Genomic DNA, 17,182 nt, shown 5'->3' on the forward strand with positions numbered 1-17,182 from the left:
GTGTGGGGGGCGTCCGCCGCGTCAGCGTGCGGCCGGTCAGGGTCCGCCTCCTCGCGCGCGGCGAGGACCGACCGCATGGCCTCCTCCAGGGCCACCCGGTCGACACCCTCGAGCAGCTGCGCCTCCCGCGCCGCGCGGTCGGCGGCGACGCCGCGCTTGGCCGCCCGTCGCGCCTCACGGCGCAGCCCGGCCGCCATGGCCTCGCGCTGTGCCGCGGACCCCAGGGGTGCGCGCCGCTTGCCGGTCACGGGCTGTCCTCCTCGTCCGGCGCCACGCGAATCCAGCCCTCCTGGACCTCGTGCGGCATCGTGGGAAGGTAGGCGTTGGTGGTCGACGCGAGGATCGGGTCGTCCCGCCAGGTGATCGGGCCGGTGCGCCGGGTGAACTGCTGCTTGCCGCCCAGCKAGGCGACGTTGGGCAGCCGGATCTCGGCCGGGTCGACGAGCAGCGGTCCCACGCGCATCGAGGGCACCATCGCAGCCAGTCCGGGGCCGACCCAGGTGTCGGCCAGCTCCAGTGCCTTGCGCGGCAGGATGCCCGAGGTGACGTGCACCTTGCCTGCGGGCACCATGAGGATCGTCAGGCGCAGGGTCTGGCCGATGCGGATCGTCAGGGTGTCCTCGAGGACGAGGTAGCCGTGCTCGATCGGGTCCTGTCCCGGGGTGTCGCCGAGCCGGCCGAGGAACCCGGTCCGTGGGCCGGAGGCCAGGGCCGAGTCGGCCACGACCTTGTCGACGACGTGGAACCGGGTGTAGTCGTCGTCGACGAAGAAGCCGAGGACGCTGTCGTCGCTGCGACCCAGCTCGCCGATGCGGAACGGGAACTCGTGGGCCTCGAGGGACGCGTAGGCCGCCTTGCGCGCGGCGGGCCCACCTGCCTCGTCGACCTGCACCTCGTCGACGTCGTCGGGCGCATCGAGCCGCAGCGTGGCCCGCACGACGGCGACCGGGCGCCCGACCAGCCCGGCGATCGTCGGGGTCCCGATGGCGGCGAACGTGTCGACCGTCCACAGCGTGGAGTCGATCGCGCGCAGCAGGGCCGAGAGCGCGCTGCACGACGGCGGGGCCGCCGCCTGCCGGGCCTCGATGTCGGCCTGGACGAGCCCCGCGGCGAACAGGGCCGCGTGCTGCGCGTGGGGCGGGATGTCGGTCAGCGGCCCGGCGTCGGGCGGGATCGGTCGTCCGGGCGCGGGGTCCCAGCGCACCGAGCCGGGGCCGTCGTCGACGCTGAAGGAGTCGTGTTCGAGCTGCCCGAGTGGGTGGCCGTCGCGGTCGAACACCTCCAGCGCCTCGTCGATGTGGTCGGGCAGCAGGAAGCCCGACACCGGGGTCACGGCGAGCGCGGCCCGCAGCTGGTCGACGTAGGCCTCGGGGGCGTCGGCCGGGTCCTGGTCGAGCGCGTAGGCCGGGTCGACGAGCCGGAGCAGCCACCGGGCGCTGTTCTGGATGCGTGGGGGCAGCAGGACACCGGTCGGTTCAGCCGGCAGCTCCTGGGTGCTCGTCCGGGCGAGCTCGGCCAAGGGGACGTCGACCACCCTGCCGAAGGCGTCGACGAGTCGCAGGTCCAGCACCGAGAGCGAGCCACCGAAGAGCGGCACCGGCAGGCCCGTGGCGCGAGGCCGGTTGACCCCGTCGGTGCCCCGAACCCGTTGGACGAACCCCTCGTAGGCGATCCCGAGCAGCTGCTCGCGGATCCCGTCGAAGGAGGCCGAGCACAGGTCCAGCGGCCGGACCAGGTTGGCCACGGCGGCCAGGACGCCCTCGTCGGGGTCAGGGATCAGGGACTGGCTGGGCGAGGCCAGGTCACGCGCCTGCTCCTGCTCCAGCCACTTGGCCATGGCGGTGGTGAGCGACTCACCCACCCCCGTCGTCAGCGGGCTGCGTCCGGTCAGGGTCCGCGTGTCGCCCACGACCGGGTCGGTGCGCCGAAGGTCGCCGTCCACGAGCGACCACCCGGCCAGGTCCTCGGTCCCGGTGAGCTCGACCCGCCACTCGAGCCAGAGAGGGGCCCAGGGCTGGCGCCACGTCGTGATGGCGATGGGGCTCGGCGGGCTCCATGCCACGAGCGAGAACCGGGACAGCTCGGCAGCGACCTGGAGGGTCGTGACCTCCTCGAGCTGTGAGTAGCCCGACCAGGAGTCCTGGGCGGCCGCCCGCGGCATCCGCGCGCGGGCGGCCTCCGCGACCAGGCCGGTGCCGGACCCGTCATACGAAGCCGTCGTGCCGTAGAGCCGCAGCATCTCGGCGGACAGACGCGCCTCGAGGGCCCGCACCTCTGCCCCCTTGCGCCCGGAGGACGCCGCCAGCCAGCCGACCGAGTAGCCGTCGAAGATGATCGCCTCGCGGACCACCCGGGTGACCTCGCCGGGCACCGCCCCGCTGCCCAGGGTGGGCAGGACCGAGCGCCCGTCGACGGTGCCGTCGATCGACGGCGACACCTCGCCCGGGAAGCGGCAGCGCAGCAGCCCCTGGTCGTCGAACATCCCGTCTCCGTGGTGCCGCGCCGAGGGGTGGACCCCCCGCAGACCCACCATGAGGGGGGCGGGACGGAAGACCCGGGGTGCCGCGCGGACGACGTCGCGACTTGCGGGAGGCGCGGTGCTGGTGCCGCCCTTGCGCGTCCCCGCTCCCGGGTCGTCGCGCTCGCCGCGCTCGCCGCGCTCGCCGGGTGCCTCGTCGCGCGCCGTGGCGCGCTTGCCGCTCGTCATCGGTGCCACACCCCGCCAGCCGACCTTGGTGCCCTTGGGCACCCCGGATCCCTTGGCCGGCTGGTTGGCGGCCCGGCCCTTGCGGCCGACGGCCAGGGGGCCGAACGGGGTCGAGTCCTCGGTCCGCAGCCGGTCCGCCTTCGCGCCCGCGACGGGGCGCCCGGGCAGCGCCCAGAAGCCGTTGGCGTGCTCCTGGTCGGCGAGGTCGGAGAGCCCGTCTGGCGTACCGATCCGCCCGAGCAGGTCACCGGTGAAGGCCGCGCACAGGCGTTCCGCGGTCAGGCGTTTCGCCGGGTCGATGCCGAGTGCCGGGGCCGCGAAGGCCGACACGATGTCGTCGATGTCGGTGCCCAGGCTCGCCGCCACGGTCGAGGGGTCCGGCCGGTCGTCGGCGCCGCCGGCCGTGCCGTCCACGGGCACACCGATGACCGAGCCGTGGAGCATCGTGTGGTAGCGCGTGGCGCCGATCCCCACGGTCACCCCCGCCACGTCGGCGATGGGCATCGCGACCTCGGGGGCGACCGAGCTGTAGGTCGTCGTCGACTTCGCGTACGGCGTCTGCACCGTCGTCGGCGCGTAGGTCCGGGGCGACTTCAGCCCGGCGTACTGCTCGAGCTTGGCGGTCCGGGGGTCCTCGGCGTACTCCACGGCGTCCTCGCCGTCGGGGCTGACCCACCACCGCAGCTCGGCGAGGCGGGCCCGCACGCTGGTCTCCCCGCGGCTCCCGGCGAGCGGGTCCGCGGCCGAGTCGGTCCACCAGCCGGCGACGGTGTAGCTCGCCTTGCCCCGGTGGAACCCGTGCGGGGCCACCTCGACACCCGGCAGGTCGACGAGCGGGTCGTGGAGGGCGAACCGGTTGATCGCGCCCAGGTAGGTGGCCGTCCACATCAGGCTGCCGCGGGCCCCACCGTCGAGCACGTCCATCGGCACGCCGCCGTCGAGCGGCAACGCGCCGGGCGGGACGGTCCCGGCATACGTGGACAGCGGCGTGACGCCGCCGGTGACGGCGTCCAGGACCCACCCCGAGGCGTATGCCGCCCGCGCACCTTCGGGGAGCAGCGTGCGGACCACGACCCACCGGTCCGGGAGCCGGGGCAGCTTGACCTTCTTGGTGACCGGGTCGTTCTCGCCACGCAGCAACGCATCCGGCAGCGCCCAGTGGAGGTGCACCCCCACCGGTCGGGCGGCGCCCGGGTCGAAGGGCGACGGGTCCCCGTCGACCCCGGCGACGTCGACGCAGGGCTCGGTGCCACCGGCGGGCACGACATAGGCCTGGACGTCGACCGGCACGAGGATCCGCTTCTCACGGACGAGGAGCTTGTCCCACGTCTTCCACGTGGCGAGGTCGACGTCGGCGCGGGCAAGGGCGGCGAAGCGATCGGTGTAGACACTCTTGGCGAGCCGCTCGGGAGTGAGGTCGAAGTCAGCCATCACACGCCTCCCAGCCTGAACGTGTCGTTGACCTGCTTGGCGTAGACGACCGAGGCCTTGAACACCAGGCCGATGCTCACGCCGCGAGGGTCACCGAAGACCTGCCGGTAGGGGAAGCGGAGCAGCTGCAGGGCGTACTCCGCGGCGTCGAGGCTGCCCCCCACGTGGGTCGCCGCCAGGTTGACGAGGTCCTTCTGCACCTGCTGGATGTCGATGACGCCCGTCGCGCCCTCGGTGGCCCGGAACGGCACGTCGAGGACGACCGGGGCGCCGCCCGGCTTCTCGAGGTCCGCGAAGGTGTTGACGTCGCGCGGGATGTAGCTGAACGACCCGTCGACCTCGCCGGGGTCGAAGCCGAACTGGACGCCCTGCCGCGGCTCCTCGACGTGGACGACCGAGGGGATGCCGTCGAAGAGGCAGAAGAGCACAGCGGGAGCCAGCCGCTCCAGACGCAGGAGCCGCATGCGGTTGGGGTCGTCCTCGGGGACGAACCGGTTGTCGGCCTCGTCGACCGGGTCGAGCGTCATCGCCCGGACGTGCAGGCCCGGCCACCCCGAGACGGCCTGGGAGCGCAGCAGGAAGCCACTGACCGCGTCGACCGCACCGCCGTACCGCGGCTGACCCGGGTGCCGCCGCGCGTTGCGCTCCTCCTGGTCCAGCTCGGTGCGGATCGCGTCGTAGGCAGCAGTGAGCTGGGTGCGGTCGTCGCTGTTGACGGTGCCGACCGACAGCGCCCCCATGACCAGGGCGTCGGTCCAGCGGCGGTCGAGGTAGAACCACCGGATCGACTCCGGCGGCAGCAGCTCGCTGTCGGCGACGAGGTTGGCGAACGGCACGCCCTCCAGGAGGCGGAGCCGGACCAGCCAGGCGCGCAGCGCAGCGGGGATGGCCGAGTCGGCGTCGTCGTCCTCGACCGTCACGGGGACGGCGATCGCCTCGCTGAGCCGCAGCGGCAGGTCCAAGACCATCGTGGGCACGTCGAGCTTCACGGTTCCTCCCTCCGGTCGTGCGGGGCGCGGTCGTGAAGGGCCCGGTCGAGCGGGTCCTCACCCTCGTCGAGGGGTGCGTCGTGGGGGATGACGGGAACGCCGCCGATGATGCCGCCGGGCAGTCCCGGTGTGCCGGCGAGCCCGGCCTCCAGCCCGGGTCCGGTCAGGATCTGGGTGGACAGGGCGCCGGCGACGAACTGGGTGACGGTGCGCTCCTGCGCGGTGCGCAGGGCCCCGGTGAGTGCCGCGTTGGCGGCCGGACGGGTGAGGTCCGCGAGCGGCATACGGGGCACCTCCGTCTCGCGCAGGGTGTGCAGGAGGACGGGGAGGTCCACGTCGGCGGCGACGTCGAGGCCGAAGTGCTGGAGCACCGTCGCCAGCCCCTCACCCCCGAGCTCCATCGGCGCGCCCGGCGTGACCAGCTGGCGCGGCGGCCCGATGACGGCACCGGGGGCGGACGCCGCAGCTCCGGCGAACGCGCGGGACAGCATGACCCCCAGGCTCGGCGCGGCGTTCATCAGGACACCCGAGATGCCCAGGTCTGCGATCACCCCGTCCCAGATCGCGTGCCCGCGCGCCACCTGGTAGTCCCGCTGACGCCACTCGAGCAGGGCGGCGACCATCGAGGGCTGGCTCAGCGCGAGCAGCCTGCCGATCTCGAACGCTGCGGCGAGCGACAGGTCCTCCCGGCCGTCGGGGATGACCGACCGCAGCTGGTCACCGGTGTGGGCGAGCGGCAGCCGCGCGCTGGCGAGGTCCGCCGGGTGCGGGAGCAGCGGTCCGCGGTACCAGGCCCGGACCAGGTCACCGCGTCGGGTGCGCTGGTCCAGGCCCACGTGTCCGGTCTCGGTGACTTCCAGGGCAGCCCGGCCCTCCGGCTCCCTGGGGGTCACACCTCGAGTGCCGAGCAGTCCGTTGTCGACGTGCTTCATGAGCTGCTCGAAGGTCGCGTCGCCGACCGACGTGAAGCTCCAGCGCAGCAGCACCGGGAAACGCAGCACCGGGTCGAGCGCCAGGATGATGTGGTCCGCGACGGCGGAGACGACCACGTCCTTCGAGACCTCCGAGGACGCCTTGCCGGCCACCCACGAGGTGGACCCCGTGTAGGCCTTGGTCGTCGTCTCGGGGCTCACCGTCGCGGCGTAGTGGGTGGCGACCTGGGCCGCCCGGGGCGCCGGTCCTGCGCCGGGACCCGCCGGGTCCGCGGCAGGGTCCGCCGGGTCCGCAGCCGGGCCGACCGGTCCTTCGAGGGCGTCGCCGTGGGCGCCCAGTCCCGTCTTCGTCGCCGGCGTCGTCATCCCCATCAGCTTCTGGTCGTAGGCCGCCTGGGTGTACTGGAAGTAGCCGGTCGCCAGGACCAGGTGGTCGGTGAAGAGACGGTGCGGCGGCGCCTGCGGCAGCAGCTGGTCGAACTGGCCCTCGAGGTTGACCAGGCAGGCGTTGTACTTGACCGGCACCTCCTTGCCCTCGGAGTCCGTCACGGCCAGGGGCAGCCGGTTGGCGATCACGACCGCGAGGAAGCCGTCGTCGTCGCCCATCATCAGCTCGGTGTCGTCGAGGTCGACCTGGCGGCCGTGGACGAGCAGCGGCACGTCCTTCTGGGTCGGCATGATCGTGTCGACCATCGACTTGCGGATCACCAGGCACGAGGCCTTGGCGACATCGGGAGCTCCGGGGAGGGTGACGCCGGAGGTGACGCACTGGGCGACGTCGACATTGGTGAGCACCTCGGCCTCACCCTCGGCGAAGACCACGAGGGCCAGCCACGGTGTCCCTGCTGGCGCGCCCGCCACCGCCCGCTCCCAGGGCAGCGTGCGGCGCTTGATGACGACCTGCGGCAGCCGCGAGCCGTAGGCGCCCTCGGTGCCGGCGGGCGGGTAGGTCGACAGGGCCTGGTCGGGCGGCAGGAGGTAGCGCGGCGAGGTCACGGTGACGTGGGTGTCGAGCCGGGCGACGGGCAGGTCGCTCGCGCCGAGGGCTCCGTCCTTGCCGACGGCCACGAGGTTCTGGTTGGTCGTGAACTTGTAGTTGCCCGCGGTGAGGGCCGGCGAGAACTTCGTGTAGAGCTGGAAGTGGCCCGGTTGCATCGTCATGGCTTGGCCTTCTTCCGTGCGCGAGAGGGAGCAGATGCCCGAGGTCGCCTCGGCCCGCCGGACCGCGCCTGACCGGGGGCGGCCCACGTGACCTGGCACCCCGGCCCCGCGACGGCGAGCACCTTGGCGGTGGCGGCCGACAGGCCGCGTGCGGCCAGGACCGCCGCGAGCTCTTCCGGCGCCAGGTCGGAGCCGACGACGCCGGAGACGACCCAGGCCGAGCCAGCCGTGACCACCACGGACATCGCCGTGGCGTCCTTGTCGGGCACGACGGCATACACGAGCACGCTGGTCGCGCCGAGCGACACCGCCTGGGGTGGGCGCTCGACCCCGGCGCGGTCGGTCGCCACGTGCCCGCCGACGAGCCGCAGCTCGGTCGGGTCGAGGGTCGAGGGGGTGGTGCCGGTGAGGGCTACGGCGACGGTGTGGACGGGTCGGCTGAAGCGGGTGGTCACCTCGGGCGCCTCGTGGGCGACGGATCCGGCGCTGTCCCACTGGAGCAGCCCCGTGCCACCACTGGCGGCGGAGGAGACGACGCAGCCGGCGGCGATCGCGGTCTGGCTCCCCAGGCGCGCCACCCGGGTGCCTTCGTGCCAGCCCGACAGCCCGTCCGACGCGTCGGCGTCGCCGTCGGCGTGGAGGCCGACGTGCGTGGCGCCGGCGGGGATCGCGACGGTCGTGTCGACGACGTCGTCGTCGAACAGCACGCTGCGTCCCTGCAGGACGGTGACCCGGGCCTTGCCGGTGACCGTCAGTCGCGGACGCCGGGCGTCGTCGACGTCGAAGACCGCGTCCGGGCACTGGAGCGCGACGACGTCGCCGCTGCGCAGGACGGTCGCGGCGGCGTCCGCACGAGCCGTGGACCGGCGGCCGCGTGCCGAGGCGCGCGGAGCATCGGTGCGAAGCCCGCCGACGAGTGACTGGAGGCCGGGGGTGCCGAGCGGGCCCGCGGCATACGAACGCATCGACCCGACGGCATCGGTGCGGGGCACGGACCCGGAGGCGAGCACGGTGCCACGCGCCGCGACCGAGGGCGGCGCCCCGAGGGTCAGCGAGACGGGCAGGTGGAGGGCCATGCGCCCGTGGACCGACTCGATCGACGGGGCGGGGCGGCGCTTGAGCCTGCCGTCGGCGACGGTGGTCCCCGTGGCCCGGATGACGGCCCCGACCCCGGAGGTGAGGTGCCCGGCCACGAACGGGCTGCGCGGGTCGCGCTGCCCGGGTGCCGTCGGCGGGTCGAGCTCTGTCTTGACCCCCTTGTCGGCGTTGGCCGGGGCCAGGCCGTCGGTCAGCGTGCCGAACATGGGTGGTGCGGTGTGGTCCAGCCGGTATGCCGCGCGGGCGACCGCGCTGTGCCCGCCGCGTGGCAGGCCGTTGCGCTCGGTGAACAGGCGGGCGGCGGCCAGGGCCAGGGCGTCGTCGGCCGACGCGATCGCCTTGACCGGCACGTCGTCCAGGGCCTTGGCGACGTTGAGGAACTGCTTGCGGTCGGTGCCCTTGGCGGTGAGGGGCAGGGGGCGGCGGTCCTCGGGCCGCGCCTTGACCTGGCGGTAGTCGATCTGGGGACCGACGGCAGCGCCCTCGATACCCGCGACGAGGACGACGAGCTTGCCGGCCTGGACGACGTCACCCTGCGGGAGCGGCTTGTTCGGCACGTCGGCACCCGGCGGGCCCCACACGCCGACCGGGTAGAAGTCGTTCCCCGACCGCGGGCTGGTGAGGCTGGAGTTGAAGCCGGTGACGAGCTTGGACAGGCGCGCGTCGGGGGTGGCCACGCCCGTCACCGGGTCGAGGGCGAAGAGCTGGACGGCGACCGTGGAGGTCAGGTCGTGGGCCTGCATCGGCGACAGGCCGAGCCGGGTGGACTGGCCGGCCCGCAGGATGGGGACCTGGAAAGTGGTGGCACCGAAGGAGAAGGCCGTCGCGGGCGCACTCGTCGTGATGGTGAGCTCGAACTCGGCGAACACCCGGAACGGCAGGGCCGGGGTGCCGTCGGAGGACGGCGCGCCCGCCTGGCCCCCGGCGGCAGTGGGCAGCGTGCCCTTGCCGGTGATGGCCGACAGGGTGCGAGCGGAGCTGCCCGAGGCCTCGAGGTACTTGGCGACGAACGCGGTCCACGGCATGGGTGGCGGCAGCGCCTTCGAGCCACCGAACTCGATGGGGACGGTGCACGGCCCGATCTCGAACTCGGCGCGGCCGGCGAAGTCCGGGCCCCAGACCTTGATGCTCGCGCCGAGCGTGATGCTGAAGCTGATCGTGCCGAACCAGCCGAGGTCGATGTGGATGCCGGCCGAGATCCGGGCGTAGGCACTGACCTCGAACCAGAACGGGTCGAAGTAGACGATGCCGTCGGCGCCGAACTCGACCCGCGCCCAGACCCACCCGAGGTCGAGCGAGACGACGACCTTGATGCCGGCCATCAGCGCCTCGGACGTCAGCGCGAAGTAGGACTCGCCCTTGATGACGAGCACACTGCTGATCTGCCAGACGATCCCCAGCCGCGGCACCACGGGATAGCCGTCGCGGTGGAAGCTGGGGTGGTAGCCACCCATCGTCACGACGAACTGCCCGGCGAGCGGCCCCTTCCACCACAGGGCGAACGCGAAGCCGCCGGTGAGCCGGACGTCGCGGTAGAGCAGCCACGAGTTGTCGGTGAGCTGGGCCTTCATGAGGAAGACGCCCTCGCTCGTCGAGAAGTGCACGAGCAGGGCCAGCTCGATGGAGACGATGGCCGCCTGCGGCCGCGGCAGGGCCATCCTGGCCAGTCCGAGCAGGTCGATCGTCAGCCCGTTGCCGAAGGACACGGCGACGACCGCGACTCCGTCGATGAGGCTGAAGCAGGTGAAGGAGATGCCGGCCGCGAACCAGAAGTTGCCCATCTGGTGGGGGAAGTAGATCGACAGTCGGTGCAGCTCGTCCATCGGGTTGGCGGGTGGTGTGGCACCCGGGTCGAGCGCGCGGATGAAGGGGAACTCCCCGAACCGGGAGATGTCCTGCGGGATGACCAGCCCGCGGTTGATGCCCAGGCCGCCCCCGAGTCCGGTGAGGAAGAAGGCCGGCGGACCGCCGATCGGTCCGTTGATCGCGCCGAAGATGAAGAAGCTCGCGTGGCCGTGGCCGTCGTCGGAGTAGCCGCCGAAGACCGACAGCCCGTAGGCCGCGAACCGCCCCATCAGCATGCCGACGTAGGACGTGGTGTCGCCGTCGACGGTCTTGAGCAGGCCGCCGGCGATGGCCAGTCCCGAGAAGTCGGCGGAGACGGCCAGGCCCATGAGGTCGACCGACCAGCTGGAGATCGACAGGACGTCGCCGCCGTGCCAGGTGATCGACAGCCGGTCCACCGCCGCGGTCAGGCCGAAGATGGACAGCTGGCCGGAGAACAGCAGCGAGATCTCGGTGACCCGCCCGCCTGACTCGACGACGCCCAGCCCGATCCGGTCGACGTACAGCGGCCCGAGCTGTCGCTGGATGACCAGCCACCACGGCCCGGGCGGCTCGCCGGCGCGCAGCCCGACCTTGACCTGCTGGCCGGGTCCGGGTTGTCGTTGGACCGACAGGGCCGGGCTGAAGTTGGGGCGGTTGTTCTGGCTCGCCGACCCGACGTCGTTCATGATGTTGTTCGCGACGCCGTTGTCGCCGCCGCCACCGGGGGCGACCGCGAGTCCGACGAGCTCGATCTGGGCTCCGCCGCCGACGCCGTCCGGGTTGACCGCGGCGTAGATCGACAGGCCGATGCCGTCCAGGGCGATCGAGCCCAGCTCGAGGAGCGGACCCGCGGGCTTGGTGATCCGGACGCCGACGCCGGCCACCGTGAAGGCCGGCGAGATCACGAGGTCGTCGACGTTCGTGCCCTTGAGGACGAAGATCGACAGGCCTGGCAGGACGTCGTCGTCGATCCACGACGCGTCGGCTCGCAGGACGACGTTGACGCCGGATGTCGGGAAGGCGAAGTCGCCCACCGGCGTGACGTTGAGCCCGATCTGCTTCTGCCCACCACCGAGGTCCTCGCTCGCGAGTGAGATCTTCACGGCCCCGTCGATGGTCACGCCGACCGGACGCACCGGGTTGACGCCGTGGGCGGGGTCGGTGGCGCAGTTCCACAGCAGGACCTGGAGGCGGTGGAGCAGCCGCTCCGGGTGCTCGAAGTCGCCGAACAGGGTGGTGTCGATCTGACGCCCCCCGCCGGTGAAGACGACGCCCTGGAGCATGCCCGTCGCCCGGTCGGTGACGACGGTGCCGAGCTGCTCGGTGAGCACGCTGGCGGCCAGGTCGAGCGCGACCCCGAGGACCCGCGACGCCACGCCTGCCGGCGTCAGGTCGGCGCCGGTCTCGACGCCGGCGACGCGGGTCACCGCTGCCACGTCGACGCCGGTCGGGCCGAAGCGGACCTCGACCGACTCCGCCCCGGCAGCGTCGAGGCCGACCCCGACGCCCACGAGTGGGATGAAGCCGTCACCGGTGAAGCCGGCCCGGATGACGGCGATCGGGCGGAGCACCACAGGCCCGGCCGGGATGGAGAACGGTCCCGCGCGCAGGGCGACCCGCACGCCCTGTGGCGAGAGGGTGAGGCCCTCGAGGGCGACGTGGCCGATGAGGTGGGCGCCGCTGTCGCGCAGCGTGACGTCTCCGCCGATCGTCAGCGAAGGCGTGGTGGAGTCGAGGTCGAGGTGGATCTGCGTGACCGTGCCGAAGGTGATCCGCCGGACGCCCAGGGCGACCGGGTCGACCCGGACGATGGCGTGGGTCGGGTCCAGTGCCTCGGCCAGCGCCGACAGGCCCGAGGTGACCACGCCGGCCAGGTGCCCCTCGAGGTAGGCCGCGGGGCTGGGGGTGATGAAGGCCGTGATCCGCCCGTCGGTGAACTGGTTGGCCACCAGCAGGTCCAGGCCGGAGCCCAGCTCGTGGACCGCCCTCGCGACCGCCCGCAGGGGCGTGGCCGTCCCGTCGTTGCGGTGGCCGATGACCTCGTTGAGGGCGACCCGGACGGCGGACTGGGCCGCCGCCCCGATGGCGTCCGCCAGGCCCGCTCCCGCGGGGTAGAGCCGGATCGGCGTGCCCGGTGCGCTCCTCACGAGGTCGAGGGTCACGGTGGGTGCGACCTGCAGCCGCAGCCCCGGGCCGTCGACGAGGACCTCGGCGTCGAGCAGCGGGGCCACGACCCCCGCGGCCGTGATCGACAGTCCGCCACTCACCGCGACCGTCACCGTCTTGCCCCCCACATCGGGGCTCAGCGCGAGCTCGGCGGACAGGTCGAGCCGACCCGCGGCCACGGCATACGAGATGGTCAGGCCGTTGCCGAGCGGCCAGCCGGTCTCGCCGACGGCGCGGCCGGGGACGACGACGGGAGCCAGTGCCTCGAGCACGGCGACCGCCGCCGCAAGGGGATCCGAACGGGTCCGCAGCCACGCACCCGGGTCGGTGAAGAGCCCGACCGGCAGCACGACGTCGCGCGCGCCGGAGGGGGCGGCCGGACCGAGGAGCCCGAGGGCCGACAGGCCCGCGTCGATCGTGGCCCGCCCCACGTCGCTCGCCTCGGTGCGGACCCAGCGCGCGAGCTGCTGGGCCACGACGGCCGGGACGGCCACCGTCGCGAGCCGGACGAGGGCATCGGCGTCGACCGCCGGATAGAGCGCGGTCGTCGTCGTCGTCGAGGTCGCGCCCGGAGCCCGCGTCTCCACGGCCAGGTGGGCACCCGAGGTCCCGGCGGACCCGACCAGGCGCACACCACCCACGCCGGCGACGAGGGCGCCGAGGGCCGCGGTCGCCGTCACGCCCGCAGGACCAGCGGCCAGCGTCACCTCCAGCGGGGGCAGGCCCTCCACGGCGAGCGTCACGTCGCCGGTCACGGTGCCGGTGGCGAGGTCCACGTCGACGTGCAGGCCGTTCGCCCCGATCCGGATCGCGGTCGGCGCCAGGTCGCTCGGGCGCACAGTCACGCCGGTCAGGGCGCGGACGTCGTCGGCGAGCTGGGCGGCGCGAGCGACGACGAGGGGACGGATCGTGGCGACCGGGTCGTGGAGCAGGTGGTCGATGGCGTCGGGGTCGACACCGCTGTCGCGCAGGATCCCCAGGTGCGTCAGCAGGCCGGCGAGCGCCGGCGAGGCGGTGCGGATGCGGGTGCCGATCTCGGACAGCAGGATCTTGACCTCGGGCAGCGCGGTCGTGGCCGTGGTGCCGTCACCGTCGGCCCGCACGACCCACGACTCGCGGTATGCCGCGAACGCGCGAGCCTCGTGGAGCACGAGCTCGGTCGTCCCGTCGCCGCCGCCCTCGCCGAGAGGGATGGTCACCCGCGCCTCGACCCAGCGGACCGCGAGGTCCTGCTGCGCGGCTCCCGGCCCGCCGACGAGCCACCCGTCGGTGATGCCGAGGTGGACGTCGAGGACCACCTCGCGCAGCGGCTGGAGGTGCGGAGTCGCCCGGCGGGCCGAGGCGAGGTCCACGCGCGCGCCGACGCCGACCAGCAGGCCCCCGAGGTCGAGGTCGAGGACGGGCAGGTCGACGCCGACGTGCACCTCGGTCGGAGGGCCGGTGGTGCGCGCGACCTCGGCCGCCGCTGCCGCCGAGCGGGCTGCGATCCCGGCCACGGCGACCGACGCGATGGCCGAGCGCACGTCTGCCTCGGGGACCGCGCCGAACACCGCGTGCACCTCGGCCGTCGATGGCAGGGTCTCGGCCACGGCGCTCGGCAGGTCCTCGGGGGTGAGCACCGTCATGGCTCGCCGCACCAGGCCCTGTCCGCGCCGCAGCGGGTCGCAACCGAGGGCGAGCAGGGTGTCGGTCCAGACCGGCAACGGGTCGGGGACGAGCCGGTCGAGGAGGCGCACGGCATCGCCACCCAGGCCGGTGGTCAGCGAGGTCAGCGCGACCGCCGACCAGGGCGTCCCCACGGTGACGACTGCCGTGACCCGCGGTTGCGCGACCGCCGCGCGCACGGCGACCGCGCCTGCCGCGCCATAGCCGACGAGCACCACGTCGGCGCTGCGCCCGGCCAGCACAGCGGTCAGGCGCGCCGCGAGCGCGGCGACCGTGTCATGGTCGGGACGCTCGGCTGCGACGGACGGAGGGGTCGGCAGCTGGACGAACCACTGTCCGGTCGTCGCATCGGGCATCGCCGTGGGCGCCGTCCCCGTCGCGTCGATCGCCTGGCCGCCCGGCACGTCGGTGAGCCAGCCCGCACCGCAGCCGACGTGGACGACCGTGTCCGTGGCGACGCCGACGCCGTCGAGGACGTAGCTGCCGGTCCGTCCGTTGGCGACCAGCTCGGCATACGACAGGCCGGCCAGGACGCTCGTGGTCACGCCGGCGGGTGCCACCGCGCCGACGACGCCGTCGGTGTCCTTCCAGCGGGTGACGAGCGAGTCGATGCCCTCCCCCAGCCTGGTCCGGCCGACGAGCAGGTCGGCCAGGTCGGGCGCGCTCGGGGCGGCCGCCCGCAACGTGGCGGCGACCGCCGGTCCGTCGGGCACGGTGTAGCCGCGCAGCAGCTCGCCGTACCCGGGCCCGCCGGGGCCGCCGCTCGAGACGTCCGGGCAGCCGGGGACGGTCCAGACCGCCAGACCGGGCGCACGCCGATCCCCGGCGATCGGGCACCGGTAGGGATCAGCCGGACGGCCGCCTCCGAGTGGTGTCGCGAGCGCGCCACCACTGAGCAGCCACGCGACCGGGCCGAGGGCGGTGCGGATGTTGGCGCAGTCGAGGGCCAGGTCGAGCAGCCAGCTCTCGACGGCCGTGCCGGGGTCGTCGATGAGGGCGCCGAGGCGCAGGTGCGCGCCGCTCCCCCGCCAGCCGACGAGGTCCAGGAGGGTGCCGAGGACGTCGGACCGCGCCCTGCCGAGCAGGGCGGTGACCAGGCCTTCGACCTGGTCCCAGTCGGGCGTGAACGTCACGACCCCCGCGGCGGAGATCTCGGGCAGCGGTATGCCGTGGACGCGCTGCACCAGCGTGCGCGGGTCGGTGTAGGTGACGGAGAGCCCGTTGCCCAGGATGCGCGCATTCAGCCCAGCCGTCGGGGCCCATGACGCCGCGACACCGATGCCGGTGAAGGCGACCTTGGCGATCTCCAGGTCGAGGGTCATCGGGTCGACGCCCACGGGTCGGAGCAGGACCTCGGCGCTCGCGCCGGCGGCCAGGGACACGTGACCGGCGGTGAGCTCGACGCGCAGGAGGACCACGTCGGCGCCGACCGCCACCTCGAGGTCGGTGAGCACGGGCAGGGAGGCGTCCGCGCCGAGGGCGAGGACGAGGGTGTCGGTGCCGTGGACGGCGTCGGTCTCGCGCCAGGCCCGCAGGCCGACGCCGCTGGCCACGTCGAGCCGCCACGGGTCGTCCGCGTCTCCGGTCTGGGTCGGGGTCTGCACGGTGCCGGTGAGCAGCTCGGCGAGGCGGCCGAGGACGTCGGGCATGGCGTTGGGGGTCTGCAGGACGTCGAGCCAGTAGTTCTTGATCGCGGCCAGCGGGTCGGCGATGAGGGCCGAGGCGGTGATCGGGGTGACGTTGGTCGGGGCGGCGATGCCGAGGAGCCTCTCGACGGCGGCCTGGGCGCCGCCCAGGCCCGAGAGGGCATTGCCCAGGGCCGTGGAGACGAGGGAGTCGACCGCCGCCACGGCTGCCTGCGGCGAGGAGAGGTCGAGCAGGTCGTGGTGGATGCCGCCCGGAAGGTCGACCCCGTGGAGGGTCAGGGTGAAGGCCGGGTGGCGGGCGGCGTCCAGGCCGATGCCGACCCGCAGGCCAGCCACCGCGGTCGCTCCGGTCATTAGCGGCGTGCCGCCGTTCGCCTGGGAGCCGAAGACAGCCTCGGCCCGCAACCCCGGGACGGCGGTGACCGAGCCGGTGCCGGTGTCCGCCCGCAGGAGGTCGACGGTCGCCGTGAGGTCGGCGGTCCCCGGGGCAGGTGACCAGCTGACGTCGAGCCAGGGCACGAGCGTGGGGTGCCCACCCGTGCCGGGAGTCACGCGCAGCCCGAGTCGCAGCGTGGCGGGGCCGATGGCGAAGCCCACGGAGTTCGTCGCGGCATCGGGGGTGCCGCCGACGAGGCGGGCGAGCTCGGCCAGCCAGGCGTCCAGGACGGTGTCGTCCTCGAGGATCGACTCGACCCACTCGACGAGGGCGGCCACGCCACGCGTCGTGAGGTCGGCGATCGGCAGGGGCGGCACGCCGACGCCTGCTCCCCGCAGGCCGAGCATGCCGGCCAGGCCCATGACATGCCGGAAGACCACGTCGTTCGGGTCGAGGGCGTCGATCTGCTGGCGCACCATGCCGACGACGAACTCGAGGATGTCGGCGCCGAGGGTGGTCAGGGAGTCGAGGTCGAGGGTGCGGCTCTGTGGGGTCGTCGCGCCGGGGAGCTGGAGGTCGACGAGCGAGAGGGAGAAGACGACGGTGTCGGCCGTCGTGGTGGGGATCGCGAGGTGGACGCTCGCCCCGCCGAGGTAGGCCACGCCCGGGACGGGCGGGGCGTCCGCGAAGTCGGCCTCGACGCCGATGCTGATCCGGCCACCGGGGCGGCCGAGGAGCAGCCAGCGCGGGAGGGTCGCGTCGGTCGGGCGGCTGTCGGTCTGGCCGCTGCGGGGGACGTGGAAGATCGGGACGTGGATCGTCGTCTTGACCGTCGGCGCGGTCGTCCCGGCCTGGTGCTCGACCGCGACGCCGACGCGCACCGCGCCCTGCACCGGCTCGACCACGGCGTAGACGGTGATGGCCGGCGAGGTCTCGGAGAAGAGGGGGATCCACTTCTGCTCACCCTCGCGGTGCTGCTCGGGTGGTCCGAGCGCCTCATCGACGAAGGCGATGAGGGCGTCCCGCTGGCCGGTGTCGGCGAGGATCGTCGTCAGGCCGTGGGTGTTGCCCGAGGTGCCCATCGGGTCGCCGAACCACGCGCTGTTGGCCCCTGACCCGTCGGTGATGCCCAGCGCCTGGGCCAGCGACCCGAAGGCGCCCATCCCGTCCTGGGTCAGTGGCAT

General features: G+C 73.8%; 5 protein-coding genes. All 5 read right to left on the minus strand.

Annotated elements, in window-relative coordinates; all coding sequences use genetic code 11:
• Positions 1–248: hypothetical protein (locus AC1DVZ_RS07440; protein ID WP_477617547.1), on the minus strand; the 248-nt coding region annotated here is incomplete at its 3' end.
• Positions 245–4,138, minus strand: a complete 3,894-nt coding sequence (locus AC1DVZ_RS07445) for a hypothetical protein (RefSeq protein ID WP_477617548.1) — start codon at positions 4,136–4,138, stop codon at positions 245–247. The genes AC1DVZ_RS07440 and AC1DVZ_RS07445, both read right to left, overlap by 4 nt.
• Positions 4,138–5,127 (minus strand): hypothetical protein, encoded by a 990-nt coding sequence (locus tag AC1DVZ_RS07450; RefSeq protein WP_477617549.1) that lies wholly within the window; start codon positions 5,125–5,127, stop codon positions 4,138–4,140. The genes AC1DVZ_RS07445 and AC1DVZ_RS07450 overlap by 1 nt, the downstream gene beginning before the upstream one ends.
• Positions 5,124–7,220 (minus strand): hypothetical protein, encoded by a 2,097-nt coding sequence (locus tag AC1DVZ_RS07455; protein WP_477617550.1) that lies wholly within the window; start codon positions 7,218–7,220, stop codon positions 5,124–5,126. The genes AC1DVZ_RS07450 and AC1DVZ_RS07455 overlap by 4 nt, the downstream gene beginning before the upstream one ends.
• The gene (locus tag AC1DVZ_RS07460; RefSeq protein ID WP_477617551.1) at positions 7,217–17,182 is read right to left on the minus strand and encodes a DUF6603 domain-containing protein; all 9,966 of its coding nucleotides are present in this window, start codon (positions 17,180–17,182) and stop codon (positions 7,217–7,219) included. Before AC1DVZ_RS07460 ends, AC1DVZ_RS07455 begins: the two co-directional genes overlap by 4 nt.

Source organism: Pedococcus sp. P2_E5 (assembly GCF_056403895.1).

Coding starts and splice junctions, on each gene's coding strand:
- AC1DVZ_RS07455 (WP_477617550.1), bottom strand. CDS start 7,220: ATGACGATGCAACCGGGCCACTTCCAGCTCTACACGAAGTTCTCGCCG.
- AC1DVZ_RS07460 (WP_477617551.1), bottom strand. CDS start 17,182: ATGCCACTGACCCAGGACGGGATGGGCGCCTTCGGGTCGCTGGCCCAG.